Origin of the sequence: Sphingobium jiangsuense (assembly GCF_014196495.1) — a bacterium.
Classification (GTDB): domain Bacteria; phylum Pseudomonadota; class Alphaproteobacteria; order Sphingomonadales; family Sphingomonadaceae; genus Sphingobium; species Sphingobium jiangsuense.
Window position 1 is genome coordinate 14019 of the sequence record NZ_JACIDT010000029.1, and the last position, 18920, is coordinate 32938.

General features: G+C 67.2%; 14 protein-coding genes. 3 read left to right on the top strand and 11 right to left on the bottom strand.

Going from position 1 to position 18920, the window contains the following annotated elements:
• Positions 1-54 precede the first annotated feature (54 nt).
• Positions 55-606 (bottom strand): PadR family transcriptional regulator, encoded by a 552-nt coding sequence (locus tag GGR43_RS21725; protein WP_188073911.1) that lies wholly within the window; start codon positions 604-606, stop codon positions 55-57.
• Positions 607-722: 116 nt separating this feature from the next.
• On the opposite strand from GGR43_RS21725, the gene GGR43_RS21730 reads away from it, so the two are divergent.
• Complete coding sequence (locus tag GGR43_RS21730) at positions 723-2600, top strand: ABC-F family ATP-binding cassette domain-containing protein (protein WP_188073912.1); 1878 nt, start codon at positions 723-725, stop codon at positions 2598-2600.
• A 103-nt stretch (positions 2601-2703) separates the two neighbouring features.
• Here GGR43_RS21730 and GGR43_RS21735 read toward each other — a convergent pair whose 3' ends face one another.
• From GGR43_RS21735 to GGR43_RS21755, 5 genes are all read right to left on the bottom strand, one after another.
• Positions 2704-4329, bottom strand: a complete 1626-nt coding sequence (locus GGR43_RS21735) for an NAD(P)/FAD-dependent oxidoreductase (RefSeq protein WP_188073913.1) — start codon at positions 4327-4329, stop codon at positions 2704-2706.
• Positions 4330-4368: 39 nt separating this feature from the next.
• Positions 4369-5514 carry a PepSY-associated TM helix domain-containing protein gene (locus GGR43_RS21740; protein ID WP_188073914.1) on the bottom strand — a complete coding sequence of 382 codons (1146 nt, stop codon included), beginning with the start codon at positions 5512-5514 and terminating at the stop codon, positions 4369-4371.
• Positions 5515-5519: 5 nt separating this feature from the next.
• Entirely contained in the window at positions 5520-7535 is a 2016-nt protein-coding gene (locus GGR43_RS21745) for a TonB-dependent receptor (RefSeq protein WP_188073915.1), read from the bottom strand.
• Between the two features lie 237 nt (positions 7536-7772).
• Positions 7773-8168, bottom strand: a complete 396-nt coding sequence (locus GGR43_RS21750) for a hypothetical protein (protein WP_223177571.1) — start codon at positions 8166-8168, stop codon at positions 7773-7775.
• Positions 8169-8413: 245 nt separating this feature from the next.
• Entirely contained in the window at positions 8414-10144 is a 1731-nt protein-coding gene (locus GGR43_RS21755) for an arylsulfatase (protein ID WP_188073917.1), read from the bottom strand.
• Between the two features lie 204 nt (positions 10145-10348).
• On the opposite strand from GGR43_RS21755, the gene GGR43_RS21760 reads away from it, so the two are divergent.
• Positions 10349-12730 (top strand): TonB-dependent receptor, encoded by a 2382-nt coding sequence (locus tag GGR43_RS21760; protein WP_188073918.1) that lies wholly within the window; start codon positions 10349-10351, stop codon positions 12728-12730.
• Between the two features lie 125 nt (positions 12731-12855).
• Positions 12856-13449, top strand: a complete 594-nt coding sequence (locus tag GGR43_RS21765; RefSeq protein ID WP_188073919.1) for a biliverdin-producing heme oxygenase — start codon at positions 12856-12858, stop codon at positions 13447-13449.
• Positions 13450-13466: 17 nt separating this feature from the next.
• Here the strand turns inward: GGR43_RS21765 and GGR43_RS21770 are convergent, their stop codons facing one another.
• From GGR43_RS21770 to ku, 5 genes are all read right to left on the bottom strand, one after another.
• Positions 13467-13655 carry a hypothetical protein gene (locus GGR43_RS21770; RefSeq protein WP_188073920.1) on the bottom strand — a complete coding sequence of 63 codons (189 nt, stop codon included), beginning with the start codon at positions 13653-13655 and terminating at the stop codon, positions 13467-13469.
• A 54-nt stretch (positions 13656-13709) separates the two neighbouring features.
• Positions 13710-14561 carry an SDR family oxidoreductase gene (locus GGR43_RS21775; protein ID WP_188073921.1) on the bottom strand — a complete coding sequence of 284 codons (852 nt, stop codon included), beginning with the start codon at positions 14559-14561 and terminating at the stop codon, positions 13710-13712.
• A gap of 103 nt (positions 14562-14664) precedes the next feature.
• Positions 14665-17190 carry a DNA ligase D gene (ligD, locus tag GGR43_RS21780; protein WP_188073922.1) on the bottom strand — a complete coding sequence of 842 codons (2526 nt, stop codon included), beginning with the start codon at positions 17188-17190 and terminating at the stop codon, positions 14665-14667.
• Positions 17190-17666 (bottom strand): MgtC/SapB family protein, encoded by a 477-nt coding sequence (locus GGR43_RS21785; RefSeq protein WP_188073923.1) that lies wholly within the window; start codon positions 17664-17666, stop codon positions 17190-17192. The genes ligD and GGR43_RS21785 overlap by 1 nt, the downstream gene beginning before the upstream one ends.
• Before the next feature lie 4 nt (positions 17667-17670).
• Complete coding sequence (gene ku / locus GGR43_RS21790) at positions 17671-18567, bottom strand: non-homologous end joining protein Ku (RefSeq protein ID WP_188073924.1); 897 nt, start codon at positions 18565-18567, stop codon at positions 17671-17673.
• Positions 18568-18920: the final 353 nt, after the last annotated feature.

Sequence of the window (18920 nt, forward strand, 5' to 3'; positions counted from 1 at the left end):
TTCCGTTCTCCATAGGGGTGCCCGCCACGGCCGGAAGGCGCGGCGGCGTTGAAATCAGCTCCGCTCTATGGCGCGGGCCGCCTCGTCCAACGTGGCGGCGATGCTTTCCGCCGTCGCCTGATCGATCGGGCCGCCGCGCAGGCGCAAGCGCAGCGCCAGCTTGAGATTTTCCATCGCGCGGATCATCGGGGCCGGGACGCTGTCGCCGCCCTCCCCTCCGGCCGGGCCGGTGCGGGCCAGCAGCGCATCGGCCGAGGCCCGGTTCGCGGCAAGGAAAGCCTCGCCGGAGGGCGTGATCCGGTAGCGCTTGCGCCCGGCCTCCTCGGCGTCGATGCTGGCATATCCCATGTCGTCGAGCCAGGCGAGCGTCGGATAGATGACGCCGGGGCTGGGGCTGTAGCTGCCGCCCATGCGCTCCTCTATCGCCTTGATGAGTTCATAGCCGTGCCGGGGCTGGCCCGCGATCATCGCGAGCAGCAGCAGGCGCAGCTCTCCATAGTCGAACAGCCGCTTGCCCCGCCGCCGTCCATGGCCGCGGAAGGAAGCGGCGAACCCGTATTCCTCCCCATCTCTCTCCCTGGCTTTGTCATAATCATATCGTCTCATGAATCGCGATATAGTCTAAGATATATCGACTTTCAAGATATATCTTAGACTATATCGCGAATGCCGATGCAAGAATCCTCTCACCCGACGCGCCGCATCATGCTAACGGCGCGGGCATGCTGACGATCAACGACATCACCGTGCGCCTGGGCGGGCGCGTCATCCTCGACCGGACGAGCGCGTCGCTGCCGCCCCGCGCGCGCGTCGGGCTGATCGGCCGCAACGGCGCGGGCAAATCCACGCTGATGAAAACGATCATCGGCCAGATCGACCCGGACGGCGGCGGCATCGACATGCCGCGCGGCACCCGCATCGGCTATATCGCGCAGGAAGCGCCGAGCGGCAGCGCGACGCCGTTCGAAACCGTCCTCGCCGCCGATGCCGAGCGCGCCGCGCTGCTGGCCGAGAGCGAGACCTGCGACGACCCGCACCGCCTCGGCGACATCCACGACCGGCTGATCGCCATCGACGCCTACAGCGCGCCTGCCCGCGCCGGACGCATATTGACCGGCCTCGGCTTCGACGAGGAGATGCAGCAGCGCCCGCTCGACAGCTATTCGGGCGGCTGGAAGATGCGCGTGGCGCTGGGCGCGCTGCTCTTTTCCGCGCCGGACCTGCTGCTGCTCGACGAGCCGTCGAACCATCTCGACCTCGAAGCCTCGCTGTGGCTGGAAAATTTCCTGAAGGATTATCGCGCGACGATCCTCATCATCAGCCATGAGCGCGACCTGCTGAACAATGTGGTCGATCATATATTGCACCTCGAAAACGGCCGGGTGACGCTCTATCCCGGCGGCTATGACGCGTTCGAGCGGCAGCGAGCCGAGCGGCTGGCCCAGCTGGAAGCGGCGCGGGAAAAGCAGGCGACGGAGCGCGCCAAGCTACAGGACTATATCGCCCGCAACAGCGCGCGCGCCAGCACCGCGAAGCAGGCGCAGTCGCGCGCCAAGGCGCTGGCGCGGATGCAGCCCATCGCGGCGGCGATCGAGGACCCGACGCTGAGCTTCACCTTCCCCGATCCCGAACCGCTGCGCCCGCCGCTCATCACGCTTGACATGGCGGCGGTCGGCTATGACGAGCGGCCGGTGCTCCAGCGGCTCAACCTGCGCATCGACCCGGACGACCGCATCGCGCTGCTCGGCAAGAACGGCAACGGCAAGACGACGCTGGCCCGCCTGCTCGCCGCGCAGCTGCCGCCGATGGACGGCGCGATGAACGCGAGCGGCAAGATGAACGTCGGCTATTTCACCCAATATCAGGTGGAGGAGCTGGACGTGGACGACACCCCGCTCGACCATATGACCCGCGCGATGAAGGGCGCGACGCCCGGCGCGGTGCGCGCGCAACTGGGCCGCTTCGGCTTTTCCGGCGACCGCGCGACGCAGAAGGTCGGCACGCTGTCGGGCGGCGAGCGGGCGCGGCTGGCGCTGGCGCTCATCACCCGCAACGCGCCGCATCTGCTGATCCTCGACGAGCCGACCAACCATCTCGACGTCGACAGCCGCGAGGCGCTGGTGCAGGCATTGAACAGCTATGCGGGCGCGGTGGTGATCGTCAGCCACGACCGGCACATGATCGAGCTGGCCGCCGACCGGCTGGTGCTGGTCGATGGCGGGCAGGCGAAGGAATTCGCCGGATCGCTGGAGGATTACACCGATTTCGTGCTGGGCCGGGGCGCGGCGGCACCGCAATCGGACATGGCGAGGAAGACCGACCGCAAGGCCGACCGCCGCGCCAATGCCGAGGCGCGGGAACGCTACAAGACGCTTCAGGCCGATGTGAAGAAAAGCGAGAAGCTGCTCGCGGAGCTGACGTCGCAGCGATCCGACATCGACCGCGCGCTGTTCGATCCGGCGGCGGCGGGGCCGAAGGAGAAAGGCAGGACGATGACCGAACTGATGGTCCGCCGCGCCGATATCGAGCAGAAGATCGAGGAAGCGGAAATGCTCTGGATGGAGGCCAGCGAAGCGCTGGACGCGCTGGAGGCGGGCTGACTCTTTCCTCTCCCCAACGTCATGCCAGCGCAGGCCGGCATCTCAGGAGGCGGCGCGCGACATGGCCTGCGACCCCAGCCTGCGCTGGGGTGACGCGTTGGCTTCAGCTCCGCCCCACCATGCTCCGCGCCACCGCCTCGGCCACCTTGATGCCGTCGATCGCGGCGGAGAGGATGCCGCCCGCATAGCCCGCGCCCTCGCCCGCCGGGAACAGCCGCTCGACGTTGAGGCTCTGGAAATCCTTGTCCCGCGTGATCCTTACCGGGGAGGAGGTGCGCGTCTCCACGCCGGTCATCACCACATCGGGATGGTCGTATTTCGGGATCTGCCGCCCGAACACCGGCAGCGCCTCGCGCATCGCCTCCACCGCGAAGGCGGGCAGGCATTGCGACAAATCGGTCATGGTGACGCCGGGCTTGTAGGAAGGAACGATCTCGCCCAGTTCCGTCGAGGGGCGCCCGGCGAGGAAATCCCCCACCTTCTGCCCCGGCGCGTTGTAGTTCGACCCGCCCGCGACATAGGCGAGCGATTCCCAATGGCGCTGGAAATCGATGCCCGCCAGCGGCCCGCCGGGATAGTCGCGTTCCGGGTCGATGGCGACGACAAGGCCCGAATTGGCGTTGAACTCGGCGCGGCTATATTGGCTCATGCCGTTGGTGACGACGCGCCCTTCCTCGGACGTCGCGGCGACCACCCGCCCGCCGGGACACATGCAGAAGCTGTAGACCGTCCGCCCGCCCTCGCAATGATGCGCGAGGCTGTAGGCGGCCGCGCCGAGGATCGGGTGGCGCGCGAACCTGCCGTAGCGCGCCTCGTCGATCCACGCCTGCGGATGCTCGATCCGCACGCCGATGGAAAAGGGCTTGGCCTCCATATGCACGCCGCGCCGGTGCAGCATCTCGAAGGTCGGGCGGGCGCTATGGCCGATCGCCAGCACCACATGGTCGGCCTCCAGAAAGCTGCCGTCGCCAAGGTGCAGGCCACGCAGCGCCTGCCGCCCGTCGGACAGGCGTTCCAGCTCCAGATCGTCCACCCGCGTCTGCCAGCGATATTCGCCGCCCAGTTCCTCTATCGTGCGGCGCATCGTCTCGACCATCGAGACGAGGCGGAAAGTGCCGATATGGGGGTGCGCCTCATAGAGGATATCGGCGGGCGCGCCCGCCTTGACGAACTCGTCGAGCACCTTGCGGCCCAGCAGGCGCGGGTCCTTCACCCGGCAATAGAGCTTGCCGTCCGAGAAGGTGCCCGCGCCCCCTTCGCCGAACTGCACATTGGAATCGGGGTTGAGCTCGCCCCGGCGCCACAGCCCCCAGGTGTCCCTGGTCCGTTCCCGCACGATCTTGCCCCGGTCGAGGATGATCGGGCGAAAGCCCATCTGCGCCAGCAGCAGCCCGGCGAACAGCCCGCACGGCCCCGCGCCGACGACCACGGGGCGCAGGCCGGACCAGCCCTCCGGCGCATGGGCGACGAAATGATAATCGGTGTCCGGCCGGGGGCGCACTTCATGGTCGCCCTTCAGCCGCTCCAGCACCTCCGCCTCGCCGTCCAGATCGACATCGACGGTATAGACCAGCAGGATCGCGCTTTTCCGGCGCGCATCATTGCCGCGCCGCACGATCTCATAGCCGCGCAGCGCCTCCGCCGCGATGCCGAGGCGCTCGCAAATGGCGGCGGGCATCGCCTCGGCCGCATGGTCGAGGGGCAGTTTCAATCCGGTCAGGCGCAGCATGGAACCGCCCTTAAACCCATGGCGCCGCGCTGCCAACCGCTATCGTGGCCGTGCCCTCGTCCGCCGCCGCCAGTGCAGCAGGCCGGTGACGAAGAGGAGCAGCGGCGCCAGCCCCGCCGCCACCGCCAGCAGCCGCGTCGCGAGGCCGCCGATGGAGGCGTCATGCAGCGGATGAAGCCAGTCGTTCACCGCGCTCGCGGCGTTGCCCCGGCGGATATCGTGCACCGCCAGCACCATCGCCGAACGGGGATCGACGAAGATATAGCTGTGCGGGAAACGGCGGCTGGGGTCGCCCGGCACCTGCACCCGGAAGCGATAGACGCCGCTACCTCCGTTCTTGGCCACCCCCGGCGTCTCGATCCACGCCAGCCGCGCATCCGGCACCGCGCGATGGGCGGCGGCCAGCGCACGGGCAATGCTGACCGGCGGCCCCTCGCCCGGCAACGGATCGGGCGCGGGCAGCGGCGCAACCGGGCCGAGCGTGGCGGCCAGCGCCTTGTCCCGCTCCACCGGCAGCGCCAGCAGCACGCCGGTGGCGACGAGGATCAGGAGCAGCAGCAGGCTGGCCAGCCCCACCAGCTTGTGAATGTCGCGCAGCCGCCGCGTCGGCACGGCATCGCGCTTGAACGCCAACGCCTTGCGCCAGCTTGCCTTCGGCCACCAGACCGCCAGCCCGCTCACCAGCAACAGCAGCATGACGAGCCCCGACCAGCCGACGACCTGCTTGCCGGTCGCCTCGGCGAGCAGCTGCATGTGCAGATCGTAGATCCACGTCATCGCATAATCGCCCCAATAGTCGCGGCGCAGCACCTCCCGCCCATCGGGCGAGAGCCACGCCATCATCGGCGCGAACAGCCTGCCCGCACGCTCCGGCGGGTCGTAATAGCGCGCGGGGATCGGGCCTGCCTCGCCCGTCACCTCGAACCGCCACGGGCCGGTCTTGTCGGGCCAGCGCGCTTGCACCGTCGCCAGCGCCTCGTCCCACACCGGCGAGGACCAGCCCGGCGCCTGCCCCACAGCCTCCACCCGCAGCTCTGGATGCAGCAAGGCATCGATCTGCGGATAGAATACAAGCGCCGAGCCGGTGACGCCCAGCAGCGCGAACAGCAGCCCCAGCGTCAGCCCCAGCCAGAGGTGGAGCCGGCGCAGCAGCGCGCGGACGCGGATGCGGGCACGCGGGGCCATGGCCTTCAGAACCGCAGGCGCACGGCGGCGGTCGCATTGGCGCCGTCGGCCGGGCTGTGCATCGTCTGCGCGCCGTCCCACCAGACATATTCATAGCGCTCGTCGGTGATGTTGCGGGCCGACAGCGACAGTTCCACCTGCGGCGTGAGCTGATACGCCGCCTCCGCATTCAGCGTCGCATAGTCGCCCCAGCGGCCCCGCGCATTGTCGCTCGCCAGTTCATAGGAGGATTGTCCCCCGCCCCAGAGCGAGAGGCGCAGGCGCGGCACGGCGGTGAAATCGACACCGCCGGAAAACAGCCAGTGCGGCACATGATCGATATCATTGCCCTTGTACTGCGGCGTCGCCGGGTCGGGGGTGAGGATCGTGCCCCTCTGATGCGACAGCGCGCCCCAGAAGGACAGGCCCGCCACCGGCCGCGCGCTCAGCTGCACGTCGATGCCGCGCCGCCGCGTCGCGCCCAGATTCTCGCTGTCGCCCAGCGGATCGTTGAGCTTGCGCTTGATCTCCCCCGTTGCCTTCTGCTGCCACAGCGCGACGCGCCCTTCCAGCCGCTCGCCAGGCGCATATTTGACGCCCGTTTCCCAGCCGGTGTTGATCGAGGGCGCAAGGTCGGTCTGGCGCGGCGGGATGAGATAGGCACCCGACCCGACGCCGATCTGGAAGCTGCGGCCCCAATTGCCGTAGAGCGTCATGCCCTTGGCGGGCATCAGGGTGACGCTCATCTTCGGCTGGCGGATCGCACCATAATCGTTGATCGGCGCCTCGCTATTACCCAGCAGGTTGCGGAAATGGCCACCCACCCAGTCGATGCGATAGGCGGGCGTCAGGCGCAGCCATGGCGTCGCCTCCCAGATCGCCTGCGCATAGACGCCGCCGACCTTCAGCGCGAACGCCTGATCGCGGGTCTGGCTGGTCGCCACCCGCCGCACCGAGAGATAGCGGCGGGAGATATTGTCCTGATCCTGATAGTCGCCGCCGACCTCCAGCATCAGCGGCATGCCGGCGACGCTCGCATGATAATGCAGCGCGGCGAGCACGCCCCATTGATCCTCGTTGGTCACGCGCCGCTGCTGCGCGGTGCCGGCCGAGAACTGGACATAGCGATCGTCGCGCAGCCGGTTGAAATAGGCCTTGGCGGTCCAGTCCAGCCGCTCGTTGAAGCTAGCGTCGAGATGCAGGCTATATTGCTGCGTTGCGCGCTTGTCGCCGTCGGTGGCGTTATAGGCGTTGGTCATGCGCGGGGCGGCGCGGCTGTCCGCATAGGTGAGATAGCCCGGCTCCTGCGCGGTGCCACGATAATAGCGGGCGATCGCGCCCAGCCGCACATCGGGCGAGAGGCTGTAGAACCATTTGCCCGCAAGGCTCAGCCGGTCGAGATCGCCATGGTCGCGATAGCCGCCCGATTCCCTGTAGGCGACCAGATAATTCTGGCTCAGCCCGCCGCGTTCCAGCCCCACGGAAAGCTGGCCTTCATAGGTGGCGAAGCTGCCCGCCGAGGCTTTGGCGTCCAGATAGGTGCCGCCGATGCGCGTGAGGATATCGGCGCTCCCGGCGATCGCATGCAGGCCGTAGCGCGGGTCGGACGTGCCGCGCACCACCTCCACCCCGGCGATGTCGAGCGGGAACAGGCTGTCGATGAACGGCATGTTGCCGTCATTGCTGTTGGACGGGATGCCGTCGATCAGCAGCTTGACCGCGTTGATCTCGCCCTCGCCGTTGAAGCCCCGGAACGAGAATTTGCCGCTGGTGGTGCCCTGGTTGAAGTTGGTCAGCATCACGCCGGGCAGGCGGCCGATCAGTTCCCATGCGTAATTGACATTGGCCTGCTGCGCGACGTCGCCGCCCAGCCGGTCGATCGATGTCGTCACATTGGCCGAATTGCCCGCCATGCCGCGCGCGGTGACGATGATCTCGCCCACCGAAAAGCTGGTGTCGACATGGTGCGCCGGTTCCTGCGCCCACAAGAATGGCGCGTGCGCGGCGCCCAGCGCCGCGAGCATGCGACAGGCTGCTCTCATCTTTCTCTCCCTGATTTCGATGGTCTTGTTGTTTGTGTTGCTGGCGCGGTTCGGACCGGCCGCAAGGTGGGGTGCTGCGCCCGCCCCTGCCCGAAAGGCAGGCGCGCGGCGCGCCCATGGCTTGTTCGTCATGAAATATCTCGTTCGTCCCGGCCGCGCACGCGCGCGACCGCCGCCGTCAGGCGGAAGGGAAAATCCGGGCGAACGAGGGGAAAGCCGCCGTCCGCCGCATCGACCTCATCGGGCCGGCGCGGGCGGGGCGTGGGCCGGGGGAGGAGGCGCGGCGAGGCGATGGACGGTCAGGTCGGCGATCGCGCGGCCATGACGCAACAGGATCGCGCCGATCAGGAAAACCGGCCCCGCATCCGCCCAGGGCTGCAACAGGCCATGGCCCAGCCCGGCGGCGAAGACGCAGCTGCCGTCCATCTTGCCGGACGAGTCGTCCTGATGACCGGCATCGGTGGGCACGAAGGCCTTCACCGCCCCCGCGCCGGTACACATGGAAATGATGACGCCTTGCGGACTGGCGACCGGCATATAACCGGTCGGAACCAGCGCGCGAACGGCCAGCACGCACAAAAGCAGTGCGCCGAATACCCCTTGCAGGGGCCGACTGGCTCGCCATCCGTTCATCGGACGCATGCCTTAAAGCATTTGCGGCGAATGACCATATCCCTCGTGCGGAAAATCGGGAAAGGGGCGAGGCCGGGCGTGACCGGACCTCGCCCTTTTTGGGCGTTCAGGGCGTTCGCGACCCATTCCCCGTCACGTCATGCCAGCGCAGGCTGGTATCTCAGGAGACGGCCTGCAACCCCGGCCTGCGCCGGGGTGGCGGCGGGGGCGAAGGGCCATCCCCACCCCAAACCGCCATTCCATGACTATCGCGCCGCAGGAACGACCACGCCCTTTTCCCGCGCATAGGCATCCCAGTCGGCGACCAGTTCGCGCAGCTTTTCCGGCTCCCGCGCCGCGAGGTCCTTGCTCTCCGCCGGATCGACCGCGAGGTTGAACAGCTGCCATGTCCCTTCCGCGCCGCCGTCGCGAGAATAGGCCCCGGCGGATTTCGGCAGATAGACCGCCTTCCAGTCCCCCTTGCGCAACGCGCGGCGGAAGAACAATTCGGTCCCGACCGGCTCGGACGGCTTGCGCACCTCGGCCGCCTCGTTCGCCAGCACCGGCACGATGCTCCTGCCCTGAATCGGCAGTATCTCGCGTCCCTTATAGGCGGCGGGCTGCGTCAGCCCGGCAAGGTCCAGCAGCGTCGGCGCGACGTCCGCGACATTCAGATAACCGCGCGCGATCCGGCGCCCGGCGACGCCGCGACCGGCGGCAAAGGCGGTGACGCGCGTGCCGCCTTCGGTCGGATAGCCCTTCACCAGCCAGGACGGGGAGCTGTTGGCCTGCGCCCAGCCCGCGCCATAGCCGACATAGGAGGTCGCCGTGCCGATATTGCCGAGGCTGTTGTCGATGCCCAGCCTGCTGTTGCCGTTCTCGATCCCCCGCACCTGGAACGGCGCGTCAATCGTGTTTCCTTCCGGCCCGTTGTCGGACAGGAACAGGATCACCGTATCCTCATATTTGCCGAGGCGCTTCAGGGTTTCGACCACGCGGCCGACATTCTTGTCCATGCGGTCGACCATCGCCGCATAGACCTCCATCTTGCGGGCCTCGATCGCCTTTTCCTCCGGCGAGAGCGATGCCCATGGCTTCACGCCTTCCCATTGATGCGGCTGGAGGTCGAGCGGGACCAGCCCCAGTTCCTTCTGCCGGGCCAGCCGCGCGGCGCGCAGCGCCTCATAGCCCTCGTCATAACGGCCCTTGTAGCGGGCGATCACCTCCGCCGGGGCCTGCATCGGCCAGTGCGGGGCGGTGTAGGGCAGATAGGCGAAGAAGGGGCGGTCGTCCTTCGCGCCTTCCTCCAGGAATCCGATCAGCCGGTCGGTGAAATAATCGGCGGAATAGCGGCCCCTGGGATAGCTGACGACCTTGCCGTTTTCCCGATAGGTCGGGGCGGCGTCATATTTGCGCCACGCCTTGTTCTGGTCCTCGCCGAAATGGTTGCCCAGCCCCTGCAACAGCGCATAGGAACGCTCGAACCCGCGCGCGGCCGGGCCGCGTTCCTCGGTCAGGCCCAGATGCCATTTGCCCGACATGACTGTGCGATAGCCGCCCTGATGCAGCAGTTCCGCGACCGAGGCGACCCGGTCGTTGAGATAGCCCTCATAGCCCGGCCGCCCGGCCGTGGCGGGGGTGAGGGCCTCGGCCATGGTGCCGATGCCCGCCTGATGATGATCCACCCCGCTCAGCAGCATGGCCCGCGTGGGCGAGCAGGTCGGCGCGGTGTGAAAGCCGGTGAAGCGCACGCCGCTCAGCGCGAGCGCATCGAGATTGGGCGTGTCGATCTCTCCGCCGAAGGCGCCGAGATCCGACCAGCCGAGGTCGTCCGCGACGATCAGCAGGAAATTGGGCCGCTGCGCCTGCTGATCGCGCGGGCCGGCAGGCGCGGTTTCCCCACCGGAAGCCGGTTGCGCGGAAACCTGCGCGGAAAGGGAGGCGGACAGCAGGCTCCCGGCCAGCAAGGCACCCAGAATCAACATTTTCTTCTTCATGATACTCCCCGAAAAAAGCCGCGAACCGGCCCGTGCGAATTGACCCCCGAACATTGCCGAGGGAAAGGCCCCGCCCAAGAAAATTTATCTCTACTGTTATGATAGAAAATCTTCGTTGGCCTTGGACGACTCGATCTCTACCAATTCGCTTGAAATAAAAAGCCTGTTCGAAGGCATTGTTCGTCGCACCCAAAAGGGGATTTCATGATCAGCTTCTCTCGTTCCGTTTCCGTGCTCCTGCTGTCGTCCGCGGCCGCCATCGCCACGCCCCTGTGGGCAAACGACGCGCCTTCCGCCGCGCCCGCCGATGCGGTGTCCGACGCCGATGCCGACTACAACACCATCATCGTCAGCGCGCGCCGCCGGGATGAGAGCATCCAGGACGTGCCCGTCGCCGCCAACGCCTATGGCACGGAACAGCTGGCCGCCACCCGCACCTATAATCTGCGCGACCTGCAACAGCTGACCCCCAGCCTCGTCGTCACCGTCACCAACCCGCGCAACACCAGCATCAACATTCGCGGCCTGGGCAACAATGTGTCGGTCTATAATGACGGGCTGGAACCGGCGGTCGGCGTCTATGTCGATCAGGTCTATCTCGCCCGTCCGGGGCAGGCGGTGTTCGACCTCGCCGATATCGAGCGGATCGAGGTGCTGCGCGGGCCGCAGGGCACGCTGTTCGGCAAGAACACCTCAGCGGGCGCGGTCGTCATCACCACCAAGCAGCCGACCTTCACCTTCGAGGGCGGCGGCGACGTCACCGTCGGCAATTATGATTTCCGCCAGATCCACGCCTATGTCAGCGGGCCGCTGGTCGCGGACACGCTCGCCGCGCGCCTCTATGTCGCCAAGACCGACCGCGACGGCTATGTCACCAACCGCTATGACGGCGCGAAAACGCAGGATTATCACGATTTCGGGCTGCGCGGGCAGTTGCTGTTCACACCCGGCGAGAATTTCAAGCTGCGCCTGATCGGCGATTATGCGCGCCAGCGCTCGAAGACCGCCGCCGCCGTGCTGACCGGCGTGATCTCGGCCTATGACAACGGCGCCGCCTTCCCGAACAACTATGCCGCCCGCGCCGCGCGGCTGGGCTACACCCCCGTGCCCATCGATCCGGGCGCGCGCGTCGTCGACGTCAACGCCGATCCGCGCTACAAGATGTCGCAGGGCGGCATCACCGCCATCGCCGACCTCACCATCCCCGGCCACACGCTGACCTCGGTGACGTCGTGGCGCGCGTGGAACTGGTATCCGCACAATGACGGCGACAGCACCCCGCTCGACGCCGGAACGGATTTCCACCAGAGCAACGAACAGCGCCAGTTCAGCCAGGAACTGCGCATCGCCTCGGAAGGCACGCGCGCGGTCGATTATGTCGCGGGCCTCTATTATCTGTGGCAGAAGATCGATGCCGAGGCGCTCAACGCCTATGGCAGCCGCGCCGCCGACTGGTTCCTCGCGCCCAGCACCGACCCGGTCACCGGCGCGGCCGCGCTCAACGGCTACACCATCGTCGGCCGGTCGAAGCCGGTCACCAACAGCTATGCCGCCTTCGCCCAGGCGATCTGGCACATCACCCCGACGCTCGACCTCACCACGGGCCTGCGCTACACCTATGAAACCAAGACGGGCTGGTTCGACCAGACGGTCAGCGGCGCCAGCCTCGACGGGCTGACGGAGCAGCAGCGCACCGACGCGCTCGCCATTCGCGCCCGCTATGGCGCGGCCAATTATTTCGCGGCGGAAACTAGGGAAGGCCGCCTGTCCGGGCAGGTCACGCTGGCGTGGAAGGTGACGCCCGACGCGCTTCTCTACGCGACCTACGGCCGGGGCAACAAGTTCGGCGGCCTCAACCTCGCCAATATCGTGACGACCGGCCCCTATGCCGCCAATCCGGTGATCAAGCCGGAGACGATCGACAGCTATGAAATCGGCCTCAAGACCGGCTGGTGGGGCAACCGCCTGACCGCCAATTTCGCGGGCTTCTGGACCGACGACAGCGGCTATCAGACCACCGTGGTCGATGTCGACCGCAACAACATCTCCTTCTTCACCAATGTCGGCAAGGTCCGCACGCGCGGTTTCGAGGCGGACTTGCGGGCCGCGCCCGCCCAATGGCTCTCGCTCTACGCCTCGGCGACCTATACCGACGCCGAATATGTGAGCTATTCGACCGCGCCCTGCCCGATCGAGATAACCGGCCAAACCTCATGCAACCTCGACGGCGCGCGGCTGCCGGGCGTGTCGAAATGGGCGGCGTCGGCCGGCGGCGAGGCGCGCAAGGCGGTCGGGTCGGTGTTCGGCGCGGACAGCGAACTCTATGCCGGGGCCGATTACAGCTACCGCTCCAACTACTACACCACCGCCAGCCTTTCGCGCTATTCGCTCATCCCCGGCTATTCGCTGGTCAATGCGCGGATCGGCATCCGGGCGCTCGATGGCCGGGTCGACCTTCAGCTCTGGGGCCGCAACCTGTTGGACAAGGATTATTTCCTGTCCCTCTCGGCGGGCAATACCGGCGCGGTCACCGGCACGCTGGGCGACCCGCGCACCTACGGCCTGACCGTCAAGACGCGCTTCTGACGAGAAGCAGGCGGGACCGGATGCGACCGGCCCCGCCCTCACCCCGGACGGACGCCTTCCGGCGCGGCATTCATTGCGAGCCGTTCGCAAAAATGCTATGGCCATGGCCGACGAAAGGACGGATCATGACCACCCAGACCCTCGACCCCTCGCGAGCCGGAAGGCTGAAGGCGCTGACCCATGAGGTCCACGACCGGCTGGACCGGTCGATCATGGCCACCGCCTCCTTCGCCAGCGTGGAAGGCTATGCGCGGTTCGTACAGGTGCAATATCTGTTCCACCGGGATATTGAGGCGCTTTATGACGATGCCCGCCTTCAGGCGCTGTTCCCCGGACTCGCCGGGCGCAAGCGGCTGGGGCTGATCGCGGCGGACCTCGCCGATCTGGGCGTGCCCCTGCCCGCTGGCGAGAGCGGCCGCGCCTTCGCGCCCGGCACGCCGCCGGATATCGCCACCGCGCTGGGCTGGCTCTATGTCGCGGAAGGCTCCACCATGGGGGCCGCGCTGCTGCGCAAGGAGGCGGCGAAGCTCGGCCTTTCCGACGATCATGGCGCGCGGCATCTGGCCCCGGCGCCCGAAGGACCGGCCGCCCATTGGCGCGCCTTCACCGCGCAGCTGGACGCAGCCCCGCTGCCGCCGGAAGAGGAAGAGCGGGTGAGCGCGGGCGCCCATGCGGCCTTCGCCCGTGTGCAGGCCCATGCCGACTCCCATCTGGGCTGATCCCGACCGGCCCGGCGTCAGTCGCCGTCGCCATTGACGAGCGCGGCGATGCGCTCCAGTTCCTCGCGCGCGGCGGGCGGGGGAATGGTCTCCACGACGCGGACAGGAGACGGTCCGCCAACTCGGCGCGCAGCGCGCGGGTGAAGCTGTGAAGGCGGCGTCGAGCATACCGGCGCCGACAATATAGAACCGACGCGCAGCTTCATCGCCGGCTGGTGCCGGGCGCGGCTGTGACCGGATAGCGGCGATCGTTCAATCCATCACCCGTTGACGATGATCCCGCCATTGGGGTGCAGCACCTGTCCGGACATGTAGCTCGCGTCCTCGCAGGCGAGGAAGAGGAAGGACGGCGCCACCTCATTGGGCTGGCCGGGGCGGCCCATCGGCGTGTTCTTGCCGAAATCCTCCAGCTTTTCCGGGCTGGCCCCGCCGCAGGGGTTGAGCGGCGTCCAGATCGGCCCCGGCGCGACGGCGTTGACGCGGATGCCCTCCCCCACCAGATTTTCCGACAGCGACCAGGTGAAGGCGGTGATCGCGCCCTTGGTGGCGCTGTAGTCGAGCAGCTCCTTCGACCCCTGATACATGGTGACGGAGGTGCAGTTGATGATCGCCGCGCCAGCCTTCAGATGCGGGCGGGCAGCCTGCACCAGATAGAACATCGCGAAGATGTTGGTCTGGAAGGTGCGCTTCAGCTGCTCCTCGGTGATGTCGGTGATGTCCTTGTCCGGGTGCTGCTCGCCCGCATTGTTGACGAGGATATCGATCCGCCCGAACGCGTCCATCGTTTCCCGCACCACCTGCTCGCACGCCTCGCGCGAGCCGAGATCGGCGCGGATGGCGATGGCGCGGCGGCCCTCCGCCTCGACGATGCGCTTCGTTTCGGCGGCGTCGTCATCCTCCAGCAGATAGGCGATGGCGATATCCGCCCCCTCACGCGCATAGAGGGCGGCGACGGCGCGGCCGATGCCGCTGTCCCCGCCGGTGACGATCGCCACCTTCCCTTCCAGCCGCCCCGATCCGGGATAGCGGGGCTGCCATTCCGGCTTGGGCTCCAGCTTGCTCTCATGGCCGGGCAGCGCGTCTTCCTTCAGCTTTCCGATCATCTCGGTCATCGGCTTTCTCCTTTTCCGCTCAACGAGGGAGAGGGCGCAAAGTTCGCCCCGGATCGTCACGCCTCGTCGCATCGCCGCCACGGCCGGATGACACCGGCCGGCGTCAGATATCCGGCAGCGTCTGCGCCGCAAAGCCCCAGCCCTTGAGCTGCCCGGCCCGGTCGATCAGCCGCTCCGCATCCTCGATCGAGAAGGGATGCGCGTCCTTCACGTCCTCCAGCTCGTCCCAGCCCATCGGCACGGCGACCGGCGCGCCGGCGCGGGCGCGGGCGGAATAGGGCAGGATCGCCGTGCTGCCGCGCTGGTTGCGCAGCCAGTCGATGAAGATGCGCCCCTTGCGCTTGGCCTTGCTCATCGTCGCGACGAAACGCTCCGGCTCTGCGGTGCTCAGCGCCTCCGCGAACCGATGGGCGAAATCCTTGTGCGTTTCCCAGTCATGGCCGGGCGTCAGCGGCACCACCACATGCACGCCCTTGCCGCCCGACAGCATCGCGAAGGAGACGAGGCCGATATCGCCCAGCCGGTCGCGAATGTCGCGCGCCGCCCGCTTCACCTCGTCGAAGCCCAGCCCTTCGTCCGGGTCGAGGTCGAAGATCATCCGGTCGGGCCGCTCCACCGCGTCGGCGCGGCTGCCCCAGGCGTGAAACTCGATCGTGCCCATCTGCACGCAGGCGAGCAGGCCGTCGGCATCCTCGATATAGATATAGTCCTCGACCCCACCGTCCTTCTCCTTCACCGGCACATGGTGCACATGCGGGCCGAAGGCGCCGCTGTCATGCTTCTGGAAGAAGCATTTGCGCGCCCGCCCCTGCGGGCAGCGGACGAGGCTGATCGGGCGGTTGGCGGCAAAGGGCAGCATCAGCGGCGCAAGGCGCGCATAATAATCGGCGAGATCGCCCTTGGTCTGCCCGCTGTCGGGAAAGAGCACGCGGTCGCGATTGGTGATTTTGATCGCACTTTCGGGCGCGGGCGCGGGCTCCGCCCGTTCCGGCGTCACCGCTTCCGGCTTCTTGTCGGCGCGCAGGCCGATGAAGCTGCCATGGCGCACCCGCCCGTCGCCGGTGAATTCGGAAAAGGCGACCTCCGCCACCAGCTTCGGCCTGATCCAGCGGGCGCCGCGCGCCTCGGCGCGGGGCACCTGCGCGGGGGCCTTGTCCGTCGCCAGCGGCGCCATCGCCTCGGCCAGCTGCTCCATCGCGGCAAGGTCGAAGCCCGTTCCCACCTTGCCCTTGTAGACCAGCGCGCCGTCCTCATATTGCGCCAGCAGCAGCGAGCGGAACGCCCGCCCCCGCGCACTGCTCTTCGCCCAGCCGATGAGCACGAATTCCTGCCTGTTGATGCATTTGACCTTCACCCAGCTCTTGCCGCGCCCGTTGCGATAGGGCGCATCGACCCGCTTGGAGATGATGCCCTCCTGCCCCGCCCCGCACATCGAGCGGTAGAGCGTCTCGCCCGCGCCGATGATATGATCGGCGACATGGATCGGCGGGCTGGCCCCCTGCATCAGCGCCTCCAGCCTTTCCTTGCGCTCTATGAGGCCGAGCGGCTTTAAGTCCATGCCTTCCAGCACCAGCAGGTCGAAGGCGAAGAAGTGGAAGGGCGTGTCCTCCCGCTGTTCGCCATGGCCGCGTTTCAGCACGGCCTGAAGCGCGGAAAAGCTGGGGTTGCCGTCCGGCCCAAAGGCGACGATCTCGCCATCGATCAGCGCGGCGGGCAGGTCGAGCGCGGCGATCGCGCGGACAAGCGGGCCGAATTTCTCCGTCCAGTCGAGGCCGTTGCGGGTGAATATCCGCACCTTGCCGCCCGACACCGCCACCAGCGCGCGATAGCCGTCGAACTTGATCTCATGCAGCCAGCCATTGCCGTCGGGTACGCTGTCCACCAGCGTCGCAAGCTGCGGGGCGGAGAAATCGGGTAAGGCGGCGGAAGGCGTGCGTGCCTTGCCCTTCGCTGCGCCGTTTCGGCCCCCGCTGCGCGCATTATGCCGCCGCGCCGCCTCCATCTTCGCGGCGAAGTCCTCCCCGCTTGCTCCGGCAAGCGATTGCGCGCCTTCCGGATCGGCGGCGATCTCGGCCATCGAGCGGCCCGTCAGCACGCTGGTCAGCGCCCGCTCGACCAGCACGTCGCCCTCGCCCGCCTCCGCATCGTCGATCTTGCGCAGCAACCAGTTCTCGCGCTTCTCATGCGGCTTGCCCTTCATGCGGACGAGCAGCCATTCGCCCTTCATCCGCTCGCCGTGCAGCCGGAAATGGAGATGCCCCTCGCCCAGATCGTCGGCGCTCTTGCCCTCGACCGGTTCCCAGGTGCCGCGATCCCACAGCATCACCGTGCCGCCGCCATATTCGCCCTTGGGGATGGTCCCCTCGAAATCGCCATAGTCGAGCGGATGATCCTCCGTCCGCACCGCCAGCCGCCGATCGGCGGGATCGATGCTCGGCCCCTTGGTCACCGCCCAGCTTTTGAGGACGCCGTCCACCTCCAGCCGGAAATCCCAATGCAACCGCGTCGCGTCATGCTTCTGCACGACGAAGCTGTTGCCGCCCGCCTTCCCCACCTTGCCCTTCGGCTCGCGCGTGCGGGAAAAATCCCGCTTCGCCTTATAGGGGGCAAGGGCGCCGCGGCTGGCCATCACCTGTTGTCCTTGTCGGTCAGCAGCCAGCGCTTCTCGACGAAATGCAGCAGCGTCAGCATGAAGAAGGCGACGGTCGCGCCGCCGACGACCAGCGGCCATTGCGCCGCGCCGCAGGCGATGCCGGTCATCCCGGCAAGCCAGAGATGGGCGGCGGTGGTGAGGTTGCGGATCTCGCCCTTGCTGAACACGATCAGTCCCGCGCCGATGATGCCGATGAACGCGACCGATGCCTCGAAGATGCGCAGCGGATCGACATTGCCCTCGATGCCGCCCATCTGCCGGTGCAGCGCGATCGCGCTGATCGTCATCAGCGCGCAGGTGAAGCAGACGATGCCATGGGTGCGCAGCCCCGCCGCATGGCCGCGCAATTCCCGGTCGAGGCCGAGCAACAGCCCCAGCCCGGCCGCGACGCCCAGCCGGATGAGGATAGGGCCGTCGACCAGATGCAGCGGCGTTTCGGGGTTGAGGTCCATGGCGTCAGGCGCTCCTGCGTTTGGCCGGGGCCTTGCGGCGGGCGGGCGTCTTTGCGGGCGCGGGCGCTTTCCCGGCGGCGGCCTTCCTTCCGGAGGCGGAGGCGGCGCGCCCGTCCTCCCCCACCGACTTGCGCAGCGCCGCCATCAGGTCGATCACATTGCCCGCCTTGGGCGCGGCGGCTTCCTCCTCTTCCTCGATCACGCGCCGGCCTCTGGCCTTTTTCTTCTTGTCGATCAGCCGGTGCAGCGCATCGACATAGCGGTCATGGAATTCCTCCGGCCGGAACGGCGCGGTCTTCTTCTCAATGATCGCGGTGGCGAGGTCGAGCAGATCGGGGTCCGCGGGCTTGTCGGGCAGGCCGCGAAAATAGCTCTGCGCCCGCGCCACCTCGTCGGCATAACGCAGCACCTCCAGCACCAGCCCGCGCCCGCACGGCTTCAGCGAGACGAGCTGCTCGCGCCCGCGCACCGAAAGCTGGCCGAGCCCGACCTTGCCGGTCCGGCGCATCGCATCGCGCAACACCGCATAGGCTTCTTCCGCCAGATCGTCGGCGGGCACGACGAAATAGGGCTTTTCATAATAGAGCACGTCGATGGCGTCGGCGGGCACGAACTGGACGAGATCGAGCGTCTTGCGGCTCTCGATCTTCACCGCCTCTATCTCCTCCTGTTCGAGCAGCACATAGGTTCCCTTCGCCACCTCATAGCCCTTGAGTATCTCGTCGCGATCGACGGGCCCGACGCCGGCGACCACCTTGTCGTAATGGACGGGCTTTCCGGTCGGCTCATGGATCTGCCGAAAGGATATCGCCGCGCCGGAGCGCGTCGCGGGGTAAATCTCGACGGGGATCGAAACCAGCGCCAGCTTGATCTGACCCTGCCAATATGCGCGTGCGGCCATGGACAACCTCCATGGGCACAAGCGAGCAGGCTGGGGGAAAGTTCCGCGACGGGGAGGAGTGCGCGGGGTGGGATATGGCGGAGAGGGTGTCCGCCATGTATCTTTGATTTTATTGAGAAAAATCCAATTTTTTGAATTTCGTCATAAAAAACGTCATAAGATAAGCGGCGGTTAGCCACGATATTCAGCGATCCGTGATGGACTGAAGATAGAGCAAGCCGACTTATTTAGCCACCCAGACATGCAGCCTGTGACGATTGTCCGTCGTCAGAACATTTGGCACAACTCGCGGCGTAAATTAGCGGAGTGCGGGCCTCGTCCTGGGGTTGATATTAAGCGGCGATCTTGCGGTG

What these genes read in the sequence shown, in the direction of transcription:
- GGR43_RS21785 (WP_188073923.1), bottom strand. Translation starts at nt 17,666, where the DNA reads ATGGACCTCAACCCCGAAACGCCGCTGCATCTGGTCGACGGCCCTATC.
- ligD (WP_188073922.1), bottom strand. Translation starts at nt 17,190, where the DNA reads ATGGCCAGCCGCGGCGCCCTTGCCCCCTATAAGGCGAAGCGGGATTTT.
- GGR43_RS21745 (WP_188073915.1), bottom strand. Translation starts at nt 7,535, where the DNA reads ATGAGAGCAGCCTGTCGCATGCTCGCGGCGCTGGGCGCCGCGCACGCG.
- GGR43_RS21755 (WP_188073917.1), bottom strand. Translation starts at nt 10,144, where the DNA reads ATGAAGAAGAAAATGTTGATTCTGGGTGCCTTGCTGGCCGGGAGCCTG.
- GGR43_RS21760 (WP_188073918.1), top strand. Translation starts at nt 10,349, where the DNA reads ATGATCAGCTTCTCTCGTTCCGTTTCCGTGCTCCTGCTGTCGTCCGCG.
- GGR43_RS21725 (WP_188073911.1), bottom strand. Translation starts at nt 606, where the DNA reads ATGAGACGATATGATTATGACAAAGCCAGGGAGAGAGATGGGGAGGAA.
- GGR43_RS21765 (WP_188073919.1), top strand. Translation starts at nt 12,856, where the DNA reads ATGACCACCCAGACCCTCGACCCCTCGCGAGCCGGAAGGCTGAAGGCG.
- GGR43_RS21735 (WP_188073913.1), bottom strand. Translation starts at nt 4,329, where the DNA reads ATGCTGCGCCTGACCGGATTGAAACTGCCCCTCGACCATGCGGCCGAG.
- GGR43_RS21730 (WP_188073912.1), top strand. Translation starts at nt 723, where the DNA reads ATGCTGACGATCAACGACATCACCGTGCGCCTGGGCGGGCGCGTCATC.
- ku (WP_188073924.1), bottom strand. Translation starts at nt 18,567, where the DNA reads ATGGCCGCACGCGCATATTGGCAGGGTCAGATCAAGCTGGCGCTGGTT.
- GGR43_RS21775 (WP_188073921.1), bottom strand. Translation starts at nt 14,561, where the DNA reads ATGACCGAGATGATCGGAAAGCTGAAGGAAGACGCGCTGCCCGGCCAT.
- GGR43_RS21740 (WP_188073914.1), bottom strand. Translation starts at nt 5,514, where the DNA reads ATGGCCCCGCGTGCCCGCATCCGCGTCCGCGCGCTGCTGCGCCGGCTC.
- GGR43_RS21770 (WP_188073920.1), bottom strand. Translation starts at nt 13,655, where the DNA reads ATGAAGCTGCGCGTCGGTTCTATATTGTCGGCGCCGGTATGCTCGACG.
- GGR43_RS21750 (WP_223177571.1), bottom strand. Translation starts at nt 8,168, where the DNA reads ATGAACGGATGGCGAGCCAGTCGGCCCCTGCAAGGGGTATTCGGCGCA.